The sequence below is a fragment of the Mesorhizobium newzealandense genome (genome assembly GCF_042682145.1).
Taxonomy (GTDB): Bacteria; Pseudomonadota; Alphaproteobacteria; order Rhizobiales; family Rhizobiaceae; genus Mesorhizobium; species Mesorhizobium newzealandense.
In genome coordinates this window covers 116,174-130,504 of sequence record NZ_JBHUGZ010000002.1, presented here as the reverse complement: position 1 = coordinate 130,504, position 14,331 = coordinate 116,174, and the positions used below count along the sequence as shown (strand labels likewise).

The 14,331-nt window shown below is 63.7% G+C and carries 15 protein-coding genes; 7 read left to right on the top strand and 8 right to left on the bottom strand.

Going from position 1 to position 14,331, the window contains the following annotated elements; translation table 11 throughout:
• Window positions 1-68: 68 nt before the first annotated feature.
• Entirely contained in the window at window positions 69-1,073 is a 1,005-nt protein-coding gene (locus ACFSOZ_RS04775) for a cytochrome d ubiquinol oxidase subunit II (RefSeq protein WP_379094226.1), read from the bottom strand.
• Between the two features lie 10 nt (window positions 1,074-1,083).
• Entirely contained in the window at window positions 1,084-2,445 is a 1,362-nt protein-coding gene (locus tag ACFSOZ_RS04770; protein ID WP_379094224.1) for a cytochrome ubiquinol oxidase subunit I, read from the bottom strand.
• Window positions 2,446-2,750: 305 nt separating this feature from the next.
• Between ACFSOZ_RS04770 and ACFSOZ_RS04765 the strand changes: the two genes are divergently transcribed.
• Both ACFSOZ_RS04765 and ACFSOZ_RS04760 read left to right on the top strand, forming a co-directional pair.
• Window positions 2,751-3,677 (top strand): ABC transporter ATP-binding protein, encoded by a 927-nt coding sequence (locus tag ACFSOZ_RS04765; protein WP_379094222.1) that lies wholly within the window; start codon window positions 2,751-2,753, stop codon window positions 3,675-3,677.
• Complete coding sequence (locus tag ACFSOZ_RS04760; RefSeq protein WP_379094220.1) at window positions 3,674-4,435, top strand: ABC transporter permease; 762 nt, start codon at window positions 3,674-3,676, stop codon at window positions 4,433-4,435. Before ACFSOZ_RS04765 ends, ACFSOZ_RS04760 begins: the two co-directional genes overlap by 4 nt.
• Window positions 4,436-4,453: 18 nt before the next feature.
• On the opposite strand, the gene ACFSOZ_RS04755 is transcribed toward ACFSOZ_RS04760, so the two are convergent.
• Window positions 4,454-5,491, bottom strand: coding sequence for a phosphatidylglycerol lysyltransferase domain-containing protein (locus tag ACFSOZ_RS04755; RefSeq protein ID WP_379094218.1), 1,038 nt, complete (start codon window positions 5,489-5,491; stop codon window positions 4,454-4,456).
• Window positions 5,492-5,837: 346 nt separating this feature from the next.
• Between ACFSOZ_RS04755 and ACFSOZ_RS04750 the strand changes: the two genes are divergently transcribed.
• The 3 genes from ACFSOZ_RS04750 to ACFSOZ_RS04740 all read left to right on the top strand — a co-directional run bounded on the left by ACFSOZ_RS04750 (window position 5,838) and on the right by ACFSOZ_RS04740 (window position 8,303).
• Window positions 5,838-7,034, top strand: a complete 1,197-nt coding sequence (locus tag ACFSOZ_RS04750; RefSeq protein WP_379094216.1) for a flavin-containing monooxygenase — start codon at window positions 5,838-5,840, stop codon at window positions 7,032-7,034.
• A 106-nt stretch (window positions 7,035-7,140) separates the two neighbouring features.
• A complete protein-coding gene (locus tag ACFSOZ_RS04745; RefSeq protein ID WP_379094213.1) occupies window positions 7,141-7,626 on the top strand; it encodes a MarR family winged helix-turn-helix transcriptional regulator in 486 nt (161 codons plus the stop codon).
• Window positions 7,623-8,303 carry a GNAT family N-acetyltransferase gene (locus ACFSOZ_RS04740; RefSeq protein ID WP_379094211.1) on the top strand — a complete coding sequence of 227 codons (681 nt, stop codon included), beginning with the start codon at window positions 7,623-7,625 and terminating at the stop codon, window positions 8,301-8,303. Before ACFSOZ_RS04745 ends, ACFSOZ_RS04740 begins: the two co-directional genes overlap by 4 nt.
• A gap of 20 nt (window positions 8,304-8,323) precedes the next feature.
• On the opposite strand, the gene ACFSOZ_RS04735 is transcribed toward ACFSOZ_RS04740, so the two are convergent.
• From ACFSOZ_RS04735 to ACFSOZ_RS04725, 3 genes are all read right to left on the bottom strand, one after another.
• A complete protein-coding gene (locus ACFSOZ_RS04735) occupies window positions 8,324-8,548 on the bottom strand; it encodes a hypothetical protein (RefSeq protein ID WP_379094209.1) in 225 nt (74 codons plus the stop codon).
• A 132-nt stretch (window positions 8,549-8,680) separates the two neighbouring features.
• The gene (locus ACFSOZ_RS04730) at window positions 8,681-10,684 is read right to left on the bottom strand and encodes a PhoX family protein (RefSeq protein WP_379094207.1); all 2,004 of its coding nucleotides are present in this window, start codon (window positions 10,682-10,684) and stop codon (window positions 8,681-8,683) included.
• A gap of 170 nt (window positions 10,685-10,854) precedes the next feature.
• Entirely contained in the window at window positions 10,855-11,022 is a 168-nt protein-coding gene (locus ACFSOZ_RS04725) for a hypothetical protein (RefSeq protein ID WP_379094205.1), read from the bottom strand.
• Window positions 11,023-11,062: 40 nt separating this feature from the next.
• Here ACFSOZ_RS04725 and ACFSOZ_RS04720 point away from each other — a divergent pair, with 40 nt between their 5' ends.
• Both ACFSOZ_RS04720 and ACFSOZ_RS04715 read left to right on the top strand, forming a co-directional pair.
• Window positions 11,063-11,431: a hypothetical protein gene (locus ACFSOZ_RS04720; protein WP_379094203.1), complete on the top strand. Its 369-nt coding sequence runs from the start codon at window positions 11,063-11,065 to the stop codon at window positions 11,429-11,431.
• Window positions 11,432-11,785: 354 nt separating this feature from the next.
• Window positions 11,786-12,163 (top strand): hypothetical protein, encoded by a 378-nt coding sequence (locus ACFSOZ_RS04715; protein WP_379094201.1) that lies wholly within the window; start codon window positions 11,786-11,788, stop codon window positions 12,161-12,163.
• A gap of 115 nt (window positions 12,164-12,278) precedes the next feature.
• Here the strand turns inward: ACFSOZ_RS04715 and ACFSOZ_RS04710 are convergent, their stop codons facing one another.
• Together ACFSOZ_RS04710 and ACFSOZ_RS04705 are read right to left on the bottom strand one after the other, a co-directional pair.
• Window positions 12,279-12,941, bottom strand: coding sequence for a response regulator (locus ACFSOZ_RS04710; RefSeq protein WP_379094199.1), 663 nt, complete (start codon window positions 12,939-12,941; stop codon window positions 12,279-12,281).
• Complete coding sequence (locus ACFSOZ_RS04705; RefSeq protein WP_379094196.1) at window positions 12,938-14,329, bottom strand: sensor histidine kinase; 1,392 nt, start codon at window positions 14,327-14,329, stop codon at window positions 12,938-12,940. The genes ACFSOZ_RS04710 and ACFSOZ_RS04705 overlap by 4 nt, the downstream gene beginning before the upstream one ends.
• Window positions 14,330-14,331: the final 2 nt, after the last annotated feature.

Below are 14,331 nucleotides of genomic sequence, written 5' to 3'. Positions count from 1 at the left end.
CAGCGCCCCCTCTGCCCTGCCGGCCAGAGGGGGCGCCTCGCGTCTGAGGTCCGTGCGTTCAACCGCTCTCAGTCGTAGGTCAGGTCGGTCGCCTTGCCGCCGAACACCCGGTAGGCATAGAACGAATAGAAGATGATGACCGGCAGCACGACCACGGTGCCGGCCAGGATGATGGCCAGGCTTTCCGGCGCCGAAGCCGCCTGCCAGATGGTCAGACGATCGGGCACCACGAACGGGTAGAACGACCAGGCGAGCCCGGCAAAGCCGAGCGCGAAGATCGCGGCCAGCGTCAGGAACGGCGTCAGCGAATGGCGGTCGTCGGGCCTGGGCAGATGGAAGGTTTGCCGCCACAGCCACAGAAACAGCAGCGCCGACAGGATCGGCAGCGGCGACAGATAGAGCATCGAGGGCCAGACGAACCATTTGTCGAAGATGCGCGGGCTGGCGAAGGGCGTCGCCAGCGACACCGCGGCCATGCCGAGCGCGGTCACCACCAGTGCGGTGCGCAGCCAGCGTACCGCCTTCTTCTGCAAGTCGCCTTCGGTCTTGTAGATCACCCAGGCGGCGCCCATCGCCGCGTAAGCCGCGGCAAGGCAGAACGCCACCAGCACGCCGAACGCCATGCCGCCCAGGCCGACGTCGAGGCCGAGCACATAGACGCCCAGCATATAGCCCTGCGCCAGCGAGGCGATGACGGAACCCAGGAAGAAAATACGGTTCCAGCGATGCTTCTTGCCGCTCGGCACCTTGGCGCGGAAATCGAAAGCGACGCCGCGCAGGATCAGCCCGATCAAAAGCACGAACACCGGAATGTAGAGCGCGGACAGGATGACGCCATGCGCCAGCGGGAAGGCGACCAGCAGCAGGCCGACGGCCAGCACCAGCCAGGTCTCGTTGGCATCCCAGAACGGACCGATCGCGGCGATCATCGTGTCCTGCTCGGCGTCTTCAGCGGCGGCGAACAGGATGCCGATGCCGAGATCGAAACCGTCGAGAATGACGTAGATCAGGATGGCGAGGCCCATTAGGCCGGCGAAGATCAGCGGCAGCAGGGTTGGCCAGTCGAAGGTCATTTTCTTCTCCTCACGCGCCCGCCGCCGGCTGCGACAGAGCTGCGTTCATCACGCCCGGCAGCGGCGATGAATCGCCGTCCTTCGCCGCCTTCAGCGCCAGATGCACCAGCACGCCGAGATAGGCGATCAACAAAAGCACATAGAGAATGAGGTAGATGGCGAGCGTCAGCGCGACATGGCTGCCGCCCACCGGGCCGACGGCGTCGGCGGTCTTCAGCACGCCGGTCACCAGCCAGGGCTGGCGGCCGATCTCGGTGGTGTACCAGCCGGCCAGCGTCGCCAGCCAGCCCGACAGCGCCATCGGCACCATCAGCATGGCGAGCGGTTTCGGCAGGCTATGCCGGCGCTTGAGGAAGAAGGCGGCCGACCAGGAAACGGCAAGCATCAGCAGTCCCGTGCCGACCATGATGCGGAAGCTCCAGAAGATTGGAAAGACCGGCGGATGGTTGCCGGGATAGTCGTTCAGCCCCGGCACCACGCCGCTGGTGCTGTGCCGCAGCACCAGGCTGGCGCCGTCGGGAATGGCGATCTCGAACCTGTTCTCCTTCGCCGCCTCGTCGGGCAGGGCAAAGAGAACCAGCGGCACGTTGGGGCCGGTGTTCCAGTTGGCCTCCATGGCGGCGATCTTTTGCGGCTGGTGCTCCAGCGTGTTCAGCCCGTGCTGGTCGCCGGCCAAGATCTGGATCGGGATCAGGATCGCCGCGGTGAAGACGCCGGTGCGCAGTGCCTTCCACATCGATTCCGAGCGGTCGCCGTTGAGGTAGCGCAGCGCCGACAGGCCGGCGATCAGGAACGATACCGTCAGGCCGGAGGCGAGCAGCATGTGGACCAGCCGGTAGGGCATCGACGGGTTGAAGACGATCGCCCACCAGTCGACGGCGTGCGCCACGCCGTCGCGCATCTCGAAGCCGGCCGGCGTCTGCATCCAGGAATTGAGCGCGATGATCCAGAACGCCGAGACGGTCGTGCCGCCGGCCACCAGCACCGTCGCCAGCGTGTGGATGCGGTTGGAGACGCGGCGGAAGCCGAACAGCATGATGCCGAGGAAGGCGGCTTCGAGGAAGAAGGCGGTAAGGATTTCGTAGGCCAGCAGCGGCCCGGCAATGTTGCCGACCTTTTCCATATAGCCCGGCCAGTTGGTGCCGAACTGGAAGCTCATGGTGACGCCCGACACCACGCCCATGGCGAAGGACAGCGCGAACACCTTCACCCAGGTGAAATAGGCGCGCATCCAGGCGGAATCGTTGGTCGCGTTGTAACGGAGCTTGAAGAACAGCAGCACCCAGCCAAGCGCAATGGTGATCGTCGGAAACAGGATGTGGAACGAAATATTCGCGCCGAATTGCATGCGCGACAGGATGAGCGGGTCCATGCTGGGCTCCGGCTGCTTCTAATGAGGCAAGAATAGGCCTGTCGCGTTGGTCGGTCAAAGCGGCGTCCCGCCGCGAGGCGGAACGCCGCAGCGCTCGGGCAAGATGACGCATGCGCCGCAGCGCCCAGCCTACGCGCCGGTGGCCGGCGCCTCGCCAAGCGCATCCGCGAACTTGTGCATCAGTCGCAGGCCCCACCGTCCGGCAACGATTGTCGAGAACTGTCAGCAGCGGCACCGACTTGCGGTTGCACGCACCGACATACAGCCTATATCAGGGGACCTCTTTCAGGCAGCCGTTTTCAACCATGCCCTCCATCCTGTCCATTTCCGGGGTCTCCAAGACCTACGCCACCGGTTTCACTGCGCTCAAGCAAGTCAACCTCGATATCGAGCGCGGCGAGATCTTCGCGCTGCTCGGCCCCAATGGCGCCGGCAAGACAACGCTGATCTCGATCGTCTGCGGCATCGTCAACCGCTCGTCGGGCACCGTCACCGTCGACGGCCACGACATCAACAAGGATTACCGCGCCGCGCGCAGCCTGATCGGGCTGGTGCCGCAGGAACTGACCATTGACGCCTTCGAGAGCGTCTGGGCAACGGTCAATTTCAGCCGCGGCCTGTTCGGCAAGCCGGCCAACCCGGCCTTCGTCGAGAAGGTGCTGCGGGATCTCTCGCTGTGGGACAAGAAGGACGCCAAGGCGATCACCCTGTCGGGCGGCATGAAGCGCCGGCTGATGATCGCCAAGGCGCTGTCGCACGAGCCGCGCATCCTGTTCCTCGACGAGCCGACCGCCGGCGTCGACGTCGAATTGCGCCAGGACATGTGGGCGATGGTGCGCCGGCTGCGCGAGGACGGCGTCACCATCATCCTCACCACCCACTATATCGAGGAAGCCGAAGCGATGGCCGACCGCGTTGGCGTCATCAATCGAGGCGAGATCATCCTGGTCGAGAACAAGGCCGAACTGATGCACAAGCTCGGCCGCAAGCGGCTGGTGCTGGAGCTGCGCAGCCCGCTGACGGCCATCCCGGAGGCGTTTTCGCACTACGCGCTGGAGCTGTCGCCGGATGGCGGGCAGCTGACCTACACATATGACAACCAGGCCGAGCGGCCGGGCGTCGCCTCGCTGATCCGCGACCTCGAGGCCGGCGGCATCCAGTTTCGCGACATCGACACGCAAAACAGCTCGCTCGAGGAGATCTTCGTCAATCTGGTGAGGAGAGAGCCATGAACCTGCGCGCAGTATGGGCGATCTACCGGATGGAAATGGCGCGTGCCTTTCGCACCGTCCTGCAGAGCATCGTCTCGCCGGTCATCTCGACATCGCTCTATTTCGTCGTCTTCGGCTCGGCCATCGGCTCGCGCATCACCGAGATCGACGGCATCAGCTACGGCGCCTTCATCGTGCCGGGACTGATCATGCTGTCGCTGCTGACGCAGTCGATCTCCAACGCCTCTTTCGCCATCTACTTTCCGAAATTCGTCGGCTCGATCTACGAGCTTCTGTCGGCGCCGGTCTCCTATCTGGAGATCGTCATCGCCTATGTCGGCGGTGCTGCAACCAAGTCGATCATTCTCGGCCTGATCATCCTCGCCACCGCCTCGCTGTTCGTGCCGCTCACCATCCTGCACCCGTTCTGGATGGTCGCCTTCCTGGTGCTGACGGCGGTGACCTTCAGCCTGTTCGGCTTCATCATCGGCATCTGGGCGAAGAGTTTCGAACAGCTGCAGCTGGTGCCGCTCTTGATCATCACGCCGCTGACCTTCCTCGGCGGCAGCTTCTATTCGATCAACATGCTGCCCGGAATCTGGCGCACGGTGACGCTGTTCAACCCGGTCGTCTATTTGATCAGCGGCTTCCGCTGGAGCTTTTATGGCAAGTCCGATGTCTCGGTCGGCATCAGCCTCGGCATGACCATCGTCTTCTTGCTGGTCTGCATCGCGATCGTCGCCTGGATCTTCAGGACCGGCTACCGGCTGAGGAACTGAGCGGGTCCTGCTCAGACCTCAAATGGCCTTGACCAGCCGCAGCAGCCCCAGCATCTCGACATAAGTCCCCTCGCGGAAGGCGAGGTAGACAGGCTCCTCGACACCGTGGAAGCGGCGCTTGAAGGCCGCCTGGCCTTGCAGGTTGAACCTGCGGCGGTTGACCCATGGCGAAGTGTAGGCGCGCTGGAAGGTGTTGCGCCAGAAATCGCTTTCGGCAAATCCGCTTGGCCCGATGTCGACGAGCGGCGACAGGCCAAGCGTGACCACCGAGATGCCTTGCTCGCGGAAACGGTCGACGGCGAATTTGGTCAGGCCGATCTCGGCATGCGGCGAGGCGTCGATGTGCTTGCGCTTGAAAGCCGTGGTGTAGCCAATGACCTTGCCGTCGGCAAACAGCGGGTCGAAGTCGAGCAGGGCGATCAGCTCGCCATCGGGGCCATGCAGGACGAAACGGCGCATGTCGATGCCGAGATGGTCGGCGAACGGGCGGTTGAGAAAGCCCATCTCCCAGCGCTTGACGATCCGGTCGCCGCGCCAGTTTTCGGAGAGCCGGGCAATTTCATCCAAAAAGACCGTCCGTCTGTCCTCGGCGAACGAAAAGCCCTTCTTCAGCAGCCAGCGCTCGGAGTACCGCACTGTCTCGTTGCGCTTGCCGGAAAAATCATGGTCGGGCAGGTTGAGGCGGGTGTCGATGCCGAGACGATTGACCTTGTAGCCGAGCCCGGCCAGCACCCGCGCCGTCGCTTCGCCGATCTGCACGAACCACGGGCTGCCGGCGCTCTCGACGAAGCGTCCGATATAATCGGGCCGCAGCATTGGATCCGCCACCGGATCGCCGAGCGCGAAATGATGCTTCATCTTGGTGCCGAAGGCGATGTAGCCGTCGGCATCGCCGAAATAGGAAAGCTTGTTTTGGACCGCGGTCGAATAGGCAAGCGAGAAGTCGCCATGGCGGCGCGCGAGCGCCAGGCGCTCGACATGGGTCAGCTCCTGCCGCGCCACCTTGGGTGCGGCGCCCTCAAGGATTTTGTCGAAATAGATCCGCAAGGAGGGCATGGTCGAGATTCCGGTGCCGCCTACAGCGCCGCGCGTCGAGGACGCGCAAAGGTGCCGTAACACTTTGATTCTGCGCATGACCTCGGAAATCGAACGCGATTTCGAGCATGCGCGTGGGGGATAACAGAGACCCGCCAGCCCCCGAGGCCTCGAATCAATCACATTGCCGCGACCTGATTACCGCTGATATCGCGCATATGCCATATAGAGCGCAACCGCGGCCCCGGCGTATGGCTCGAAAATCGGCAGCGGTTTGTTATATGGATCTCTCCTTTCGAGGGATCAAACGGTTACAGCGTCCTGCGACGCTTTGGCCGCGACGGTCGAACAGGGAACTCGAGAGTGAATGGCTGATACGACAATCAGATGGGTGGCGGACCAGCCGGTGACAGTCGAGCCGGCAATCGTCGTCGGCGCCGGTGCTGCCGGATTGGCCGTCGCGCATGCCCTGATGAACGCCGGCGTGCCGACGGCGATCCTGGAAAAGGAAAGCCGGCTGGCCGAGCCCTGGCACCGGCGGCACCGGCAGTTGCACCTCAACACACATCGGGATCTTTCTTCGCTGCCAGGTCTTGCCTATCCGCCGGGAACCCCTGCCTTTCCGCACAGGACGGTCGTCATCCGCCACATGAATGATTTCAGAGAGGAGAACCGGCTGCCGGTGCAGTTTGGCGTTGCCGTCGAAGAGATCGCCTTCAAGGGCGATCACTGGGCGGTGCTGACCAACGCCGGACTGCGCCTGGCCCGCCATGTCGTCATCGCCACCGGGCGCGACAGGCAGCCCTTCATTCCCGAATGGAGGGGGATGAAGGGTTTCGCCGGCCGCATCATCCATGCGGCGGATTTCGGCGATGCGCAGGACTATGCCGGCAAGAAAGTGCTGGTCGTCGGCGCCGGCAATTCAGGCTTCGACGCCCTCAATCATCTGGCCGGCATAAACACGGCCGCCATCTGGCTGTCGGCCCGCAACGGCCCCGCCATCCTGCCCAAGCGGATCGGCAAGATCGCCGTGCACCGGCTTTCGCCGTTCATGGCGCGTTTGCCCTTGCGGGTCGCCGATGCGGTGATGGCGGCAACGAAGCGCCTGGTTTTCGGCGACCTGACCAAGTTCGGCCTGCCGCCCGCGCCGTCGGGCGGCGCCAGCCGCCTGACCTCGGACTACACCGCGATCGCCGCCGATGACGGAGCCGTTGGCGCCATCAAGACCGGCAAGATCACCGTGGTGCCGGTCATACGCGAATTCACCCGTGACGGCGTTATCCTGGCCAATGGCAGCCTGATTTATCCCGACATCGTCATTGCCGCGACGGGCTACCGCACCGGGCTGGAGCCCATGGTCGGCAAGCTCGGCGTGCTCGACGGCAAGGGCGTTCCGCTCTTCAACGGCGGGCAAGCCGATCCGAACTTGCCCGGCCTGTGGTTCACCGGCATGCGGCCAAGCATTCGCGGCTGCTTCGCCAATGCCGGCATCATGGCCAAAGCAATCGCCAAGCGGATTGCCGGCTCAGCCGGTGCGTCCCGCCAATCCGGTGCCTCACGCTGATTTCGACGTGAGCAGCCGAGCCTCCCCTTGAAAAGCCAGAAATTTTCATCTATTTCTTGTCATGTTATATAACATGTAATGGTTTTTAAATGCAGGCGAGCTGGCGATGGAAGACGTGTTGCGGTCTCTTGGTTATCTGTGCCTGGGCAGCAGGCTGAAGCGTATCGGCGAGCAATTGCAGGCCGATGCGCAGCGCCTGCTTGACGGCTTGGACGTTCCACTTCAGTCCAGCCAATACCCGCTTTTGGCGGCACTCGACAAGTTGGGGCCGCTGGCTGTCGGCGAACTGGCGCAATCGCTCGGAGTAACCCAGCCGGGCGTGACACGAAGCGTGTCGCTTCTGGTCGAGTTGGGACTGGTCGAGGCCATCCCGTCGAACGATGACCAGCGGCGCAGGATGGTTACTCTGACCAAGGCCGGTCGGCGCCTGGTCGATATTGCCAAACGAGACGTCTGGCCGCGCATCGACAAGGCCGTCGCCGATCTGTGCCAAGGTCTTTCGGGGCCTTTGCTCGATCAGCTGGCCGCCATCGAAGACGCTCTGGCCGCGGCCCCGCTCGATCGCCGTGTGGAGAAGGGCGCAGTGCAATGAGACATATACTCGATCGCCCCGTGTGGAGTGCTCTCGACACCCGCCATCAGGCCCTTGCGCAAGGTGGCCGTCTCGCCCGGCGGTATCCACCGTCGATTGCGCCCTTCATAGCCACAGCCACAGACGATGCCGAAAGCCTGCGGGCGCTCGCAGCACTTGTTTCCCCTGGCGAGAGCGTCGTCATGGCCCAAGTGGATGCCGTTGCTCTTCCTGTGGAGCTGTCGGCGATCTCGACGACCGCCGCTGTGCAGATGGTTGCCGAGGCGCCGTTGCAGGCCGTGGCGGACGAACGCGTGCAGCGCCTGACACAAGACGATGCAGCCGAGATGCTCGCTCTGGCGTCACTCACCAAGCCTGGCCCGTTCACGCTCGGGGCGTTGAGCCTTGGCGACTTCTGGGGTGTAAAAGTCGAGGGCAGGCTGGTGGCGATGGCCGGCGAGCGCATGAAGCAGCCTGGCTATACCGAACTCAGCGGCGTGTGCTCGCACCCCGAGTTTCGCGGCGGCGGCCTCGGCCGGCTGCTTTCCCTTTTCGTGGCCAATCAGATCATGGCGCGCGGCGAGATACCCTATCTCCACGCCTATGCCAGCAACGCCGCAGCCATAGGATTGTACGAGACCATCGGCTTCAGCTTGAGAAGCATGATGAATGTGGCTGTGGTTCAGCGCGCAGGGTGAGCGAACCCGCTTGTCGGGCTTCAGGCCGACTTCGGTTCGAGCCGGCGGAAACCGACGGCCTCCATCAGCATGTCCTCTTCGACCATGCCGGCATTGTGCAGCGCTAGCAGGGTGAGAGCCAGTTCGCGCGCCTCGGCCGATTCGGGATGCGCTTCGCGCCTCCGGCAGGCTTCGTCGAACACACGTTGCAAGGTGGCGACTTCGGCAGGTTTGAGCAGGCCACGGTCATAGACGGACTTCGGCATGGCGATCTCCTGGTAAAGACCTAGGGCGCCATGTGTAAATTGCCAATCTTTCCTGAGGCTTGACTGATTTAACGCGAAAAAGGAGGGGCCTCGGGTCACCGCAGCCCCTCCTTCAGATTGCGAATCGGCGTGTCAGACCGCGATCTTGCCGCCGCCCTGTTTGGTGATGGCGACGACCGCCGGCCGCACCGGCATGTCGGGCTTGAAGTCGGGCCAGCGCGTCGACAGGTCCTCATAGTAGGACGGGCGGCCGAACGCTTCCCAGTCTTCGCCGCCGTCGCCCGGATGCTGGACGGCGACGAAGGCGGTCTGGTCGTCGGGCGCAAACAGCGGGCCGCACATTTCGGCACCGATCGGCACGCGGAAGAACAGTTTTGAGGTCGCCCGTGCCGACCCTTCGGTGTCGACCGCCCACAGGCCGTCGGTGCGGCCGGTGGCTTTCGGGCCCTGGCCGTCGGTGGCGACCCACAGGCGTCCGGCCGAATCGACCGCGCAATTGTCGGGCATGCCGAACCAGCCATTGGCCGTCGTTGCGGTCGAGAAGGTGGCGCCGACATCGGCAACCGCCGGATCGCCGCATTTCAAAAGCACTTCCCACTTGCCTCGGGTGGCGGCGAAATCGCCGCCACCCTCGGCGATCTCGATGATGTGGCCGAAGGTGTTCTCGGCGCGCGGGTTGGCGGCGTCGATCTGGTCTGCCTTGCGCTTCGAATTGTTGGTCAGCATGACATAGACCTTGCCGTTGACGCCGTTGGGCTGGATGTCCTCGGGGCGGTCCATCTTGGTGGCGCCGAGCAGGTCGGCGGCGCGCCGAGTCTCGATCAGCACGTCGGCTTGGCTGGCGAAGCCGTTCTCGGGGGTCAGCGGGCCCTGGCCGAAGACGATCGGCAGCCATTCGACGGAGCCATCCTCGGCGAACTTGGCGACATGCAGCGTGCCGTCGTCGAGCAGATCCTTGTTGGCGGCGCGGTCGTTCGGATTGAAGGCCGCCTTGGTGACGAACTTGTAGGCATAGTCGAAGCGCTCGTCGTCGCCGAGATAGAAGACGACGCGGCCATCTTTGGCGACGATCGATTCTGCGCCCTCATGCTTGAAGCGGCCCATGGCGGTGCGCTTCCTCGGCGTCGAGGTCGGATCGTTGACGTCGACCTCGACGATCCAGCCGAAACGATTGGCCTCGTTCGGCTCCTTGGACAGGTCGAAACGGTCATGGTGTGCCGCCCATTCATAGGCGCCTTCGGGAATGCCGAGGCGCTTGTAGTTGGCAGCTTCCTTGTGGCCCTCGGGCAATTCGCCGGAGAAATAGCCGTGGATGTTCTCCTCGGCCATCACATAGGTGCCCCAGGGGGTGACGCCGCCGGCACAGTTGTTGAAGGTGCCGAACACCTTGGTGCCGGACGGATCGGCGTTGGTCTTGACGCGGTCATGGCCGGCAACCGGGCCGGACAGCGCCATTTCGGTGTTGGAGGTGATGCGGCGGTTGAGCTTGCCGTCGCGCACCACCTGCCATTTGCCGCCGTCCTTGCGGATCTCGACGATGGTACCGCCATGCGCGGCCATCTCGACATCGACCTGCTCCTTGCTCAGCGGTGCGACGTCGGCCGATTTCTTGCCGTCCTTCTCGACGATCTTCACGATGCCCGGGAACATCAGATGCGGGGTGGTGTATTCGTGGTTGACGACCAGCAGGCCGTGTTCGGCCGAGCCGTCGATTGCGATGTAGCCGACATAGTCGTTGTTGTAGCCGAACTGTCTGGACTGCGCCTGCGCCGACTGTTTGGTCGGGTCGAACTCCGGCGAATCGGCAAACAGCGGATCGCCCCAGCGCAGCAGCACATCGGCATCGTAGCCCGGCGCGACATGATGCTTGTCGTCGATGCCGGCCTCCAACTCGTCGAACGCGAAGGCCGAGCCTTCGGCGGCGCGGGCCTGGTCGGCGCTGACCAGCGCCAGTGGGCTGACGGTGGCGGCAATGGCCGAGACGGCCAGCGAGCCCTTGAGGAAACCACGGCGCGAGAACCGTGCGGCGATGATCTCGCCCATGGTGCGGTTGTCGGAGGGATTGGTGGCCGGGCCGTCATTTTCCTCAAGCAGGCTGGTGCGGAATTTGGCGTCGGGGGAGCGGTGTTCGGTCATCTGGCTTGCCTCTGGCTTTAGGGTGGCTGGAGCGGGTTGCCTGTTCAACCCCCTTATAGTCGCCTGATCACATTTTCGTGACATCGAGACCGTTCAGCCGCAACAGGCATTGCGCGCCGTTGGCCAAGCATTCTGGGAGCAGCACGCAGCGCTGGGACAAAGGTCCCTTGTCAGGCCCGGCAAAGGTCCCTTGGCGGCATCGCATCGGTCGTGGGCCGATTACGCGAGGCCGCGCTGTCGGCCATGGTCGGCCACTTGCGAACGCCGGCCCTGAAATTCGCCTGCTTGAAATCCGCCGGCCCGATTGAAGAAGAGACCAGGATGCGCAGATCGATCACGATCCGTTATTGCTGGCTGGCACTGAGGGCGACGTCGGCATTGGCGCTCGCCATCGCCCCCTGTCAACTCGCTTTCCACGGCGCGGCTCCCGGCATCCTAGCGGCAAGCGCGCATGCCAAGGATGGCGGACATGGTGGCGGCAGCGGCAGCGGCGGGAGTGGCAACAGCAACAGCGGAAACGACGGCGATGTCGGCAACTCCAAAGGCCACGACGATGATGGGGATCATGTCAATGCGGCGACCGGCGACAGGGTCGAAGTGAAAGGCAACAAGATCGAAGTCGAACATCCCGACGGTATCACGGAGGAGATCGAGAACGGTCGCTTCGAGATGAAGGATGCACTCGGCCGCACGATTGTCGAACGTCCGGCGACGGCGGACGACATCAGTCGTCTCCAAGCTTTGTGAAGGTCCTACAAGTCACCTCCGCCGCCCCCGGCGGAGGTGACTTGATGTTCGGCATCTGCCGCCGCCAGGCGTCAGGAAAGCCAGCTTCCCGTCGGCGATGGCGGTCGCCGCCGTTCATAAGAGGTATTTATTATCACACTCTTGGGACTTTAGTCCAATCTTGTGCTTGCAAAGGTCCTGGGTAACAAGCGCAACGGTCGGACGCGGCTTTCGGGGATCACTTCTTTCGGCGATGCTGGTGCAACTGCAACGTCGACGGTGGGCGCGCCAGCTCAATCGACGGAGATCAGGATGCACAGATCGATCACGCCCCGTTGTTGCCGGCTGGCACTCAGATCCGCAGCCGCGCTGGCGTTGATCATCGCTCCCTATCAAATTGCCTTCCACGGCTACGCTCCCGGGATCTACGCCGCTAGTGCACAGGCCGGCAAGGGCGGCGGTGGCGGCGGCGGAAACGGCGGCGGAAACGGCAATGGTGGCAACAGCGGCGGCAACAGCAGCGGTGGCAACGGCAAGGGGGCCAGCAAGGGGCAGAACGACAACGGCCATCATGTCAACGCCGAGACCGGTGACGAGGTTGACGTGGACGGCAACAAGATCACGGTCCAGCATCCCGACGGCATAACGGAAACGATCGAGAACGGCCGTTTCAGGATGGAGGATGCGCTGGGGCGTACGATCATCGATCGCCAGGTCACGCCGGCGGATGTCAGCCGCCTCAAGGCCTTGTGAAGTCGGCCAACAGGCAACGGCCGGCTTCACACGTCACCTCCGCCGCCCCCGGCGGAGGTGACCTCGTTTTTGCCCGGCGTCACCCGGTTTTCCAGCAGTGCGATGACGGAAGCCTCTACGAATGGTTCCGGTCTCGGTCGCGCGCCTCACGCATCATCAAGGCGGCTTCGGTGCGGTTTCGCACGTTGAGTTTCGAGAGCACGCCGGTCATGTGATGCTTCACGGTCTTCTCTTGCAACTCCAGCCGCAAGGCCACTTCCTTGTTGCTTAGCCCCTCCGCCACCAGCCGCAGAATTTCCGCCTGACGCTCGGTGAGTTGCCGCAGCCGGTCCTCTATGCCGTTGGTCGGCTGCAGGGACTGGAGATCCGAAAGCAGGCGGGCCGACAGCGTCGGCGAAAGATAGCTTTCGCCGGCCGCCACGTTATGCAGAATGTCGGCCAGCGCGCGCGACCCGATACCTTTGAGGACATAGCCACGCACCCCTGCGTTCAGGGCCCTGGTCACATCGGCATTGGCCTCCGAAACGGTCAGCATGACGATCTTCTGGGCTGGATGGCCGTCGAGGATGGTCGCAACCGCGGCCAGACCGCCGCCCGGCATGGAGATATCGAGCAGCAATATGTCGGGCCGTATCGTCGAGACGATGCGTTCGGCATCCTGCGCAGTGGCGCCCTCGCCAACCATCTCGAAGCCTCCGATTTCCGCCAGGCTGCGCGTCACGCCTTCGCGAAAGAGGGGATGATCGTCGACAATGGCGATACGAATGGCACCAATCATGCTTGCTCCTCGACCGATAAACGGATCACCAATCGCGTGCCTTGCGGCCCGGTGACGGTTTCGAACTGGCCGCCAATGCTTTCAACCCGCTCTCTGAGGCCGGCGAGGCCCAGGCCCTCGACCCGTGCCGGATCGAAGCCTGGCCCGCCGTCCGATACTTCGACAAAGAGCCTGCCACCTTTCATCCCGGCAGTCACCGCTTGATCCTTGCCTCGCCCGTGGCGATAGGCATTGTTCAGCCCTTCCTGCACGAAGCGATAGATGCTGATCTTCTCAGAGGCGCCGGGCTCTCGCAACTGTCCGGCCAGCGTGAGTGTCACGGACGTTCCCGTCCTCGCCTCGTGTTCGTTGACGGCCAGCCGCAGAATGTCCGTTGCGGCAGCCGTCTCTATCTGCGGCAGGACGAGGCCGGTGCAGATACCGCGTATTTCGCGCATCGCATCCTCCAGTGTCTTGCGGATCATCGCGACCTCGGTCGTTCGGCTTTCGCTTGAATGACCATCGCCGGAAAATACCGGACTATCCATGCGCAGCGCCGCCAGCGCCACGAGTTGGGCCGGACCGTCATGGAGGTCGGCGCCGATGCGACGCAGGTAGCTTTCGTTGAGCGCGGTAGCGCGGCGGGACGCCCGCTGCACGCGCAGCCGCAAGGCGCTGTTTTGCGCCACCAGGCCCTGCAACTCCGACACCTGGCGGCGCAGCGCCCCGCGCTGATCGTCGATGGTGCGACTGCCGCGCAAGACTATGCCAGACAGCAGCAGAAATGCCGCCAGGGTCGCGCTGGCCACGATCAGCCAGCTTGACAGGAGAGCGGAAGCCAGTGTGGCTTTGAAGTCGTCGGCGATCTCATAGAATTCGGTGACGGCCACCACTTCGCCGGACCACGGCTCGCGCACGGGATTGTAGATCTCCAGCAACGGCACGCCGATCGCCTGTTCCTGGCTTTCGTTCTCATCGAACGTATCGAATTGAGCGACGACATTGCCCTGGAAGGCGGAACGCAGACCGATGCTCGGATCGAAGCGGCGGCCAATCAAGGCCGCCTCCTTCGCATAGAGTACCGTGCCGTCACGGCGCCAGAGCCTGAACGACACGATGCGCTTGCCGAGCGCGCCCTGGCCAAGCGTCTCGTCGAGCGCCTGCTTGACGGAGTCGCTGAGCTCCTGGCTCTTGCGCAAGTCGGGCAGCAGCGGCGCAATCACGCTGTCGACGTAGAGGGCCGTCGTGGCGGCGGAATTGCGCATGACGCCTTCCCGGATCTGTGTCGTCACCCAGGCACCCACCACCAGCATGACGGCCAGCAGGCCAAAGCCGCCGGCAATGACGAATTGCAGGGCAAGAGAAAGCTCGCTCCAGCGCCGCGCCAAGTCTTGAAAAAAACGAATCATGG

What these genes read in the sequence shown, in the direction of transcription:
- ACFSOZ_RS04710 (WP_379094199.1), bottom strand. Translation starts at nt 12,941, where the DNA reads ATGATTGGTGCCATTCGTATCGCCATTGTCGACGATCATCCCCTCTTT.
- ACFSOZ_RS04705 (WP_379094196.1), bottom strand. Translation starts at nt 14,329, where the DNA reads ATGATTCGTTTTTTTCAAGACTTGGCGCGGCGCTGGAGCGAGCTTTCT.
- ACFSOZ_RS04770 (WP_379094224.1), bottom strand. Translation starts at nt 2,445, where the DNA reads ATGGACCCGCTCATCCTGTCGCGCATGCAATTCGGCGCGAATATTTCG.
- ACFSOZ_RS04745 (WP_379094213.1), top strand. Translation starts at nt 7,141, where the DNA reads ATGGAAGACGTGTTGCGGTCTCTTGGTTATCTGTGCCTGGGCAGCAGG.
- ACFSOZ_RS04760 (WP_379094220.1), top strand. Translation starts at nt 3,674, where the DNA reads ATGAACCTGCGCGCAGTATGGGCGATCTACCGGATGGAAATGGCGCGT.
- ACFSOZ_RS04765 (WP_379094222.1), top strand. Translation starts at nt 2,751, where the DNA reads ATGCCCTCCATCCTGTCCATTTCCGGGGTCTCCAAGACCTACGCCACC.
- ACFSOZ_RS04775 (WP_379094226.1), bottom strand. Translation starts at nt 1,073, where the DNA reads ATGACCTTCGACTGGCCAACCCTGCTGCCGCTGATCTTCGCCGGCCTA.
- ACFSOZ_RS04740 (WP_379094211.1), top strand. Translation starts at nt 7,623, where the DNA reads ATGAGACATATACTCGATCGCCCCGTGTGGAGTGCTCTCGACACCCGC.
- ACFSOZ_RS04750 (WP_379094216.1), top strand. Translation starts at nt 5,838, where the DNA reads ATGGCTGATACGACAATCAGATGGGTGGCGGACCAGCCGGTGACAGTC.
- ACFSOZ_RS04730 (WP_379094207.1), bottom strand. Translation starts at nt 10,684, where the DNA reads ATGACCGAACACCGCTCCCCCGACGCCAAATTCCGCACCAGCCTGCTT.
- ACFSOZ_RS04755 (WP_379094218.1), bottom strand. Translation starts at nt 5,491, where the DNA reads ATGCCCTCCTTGCGGATCTATTTCGACAAAATCCTTGAGGGCGCCGCA.
- ACFSOZ_RS04735 (WP_379094209.1), bottom strand. Translation starts at nt 8,548, where the DNA reads ATGCCGAAGTCCGTCTATGACCGTGGCCTGCTCAAACCTGCCGAAGTC.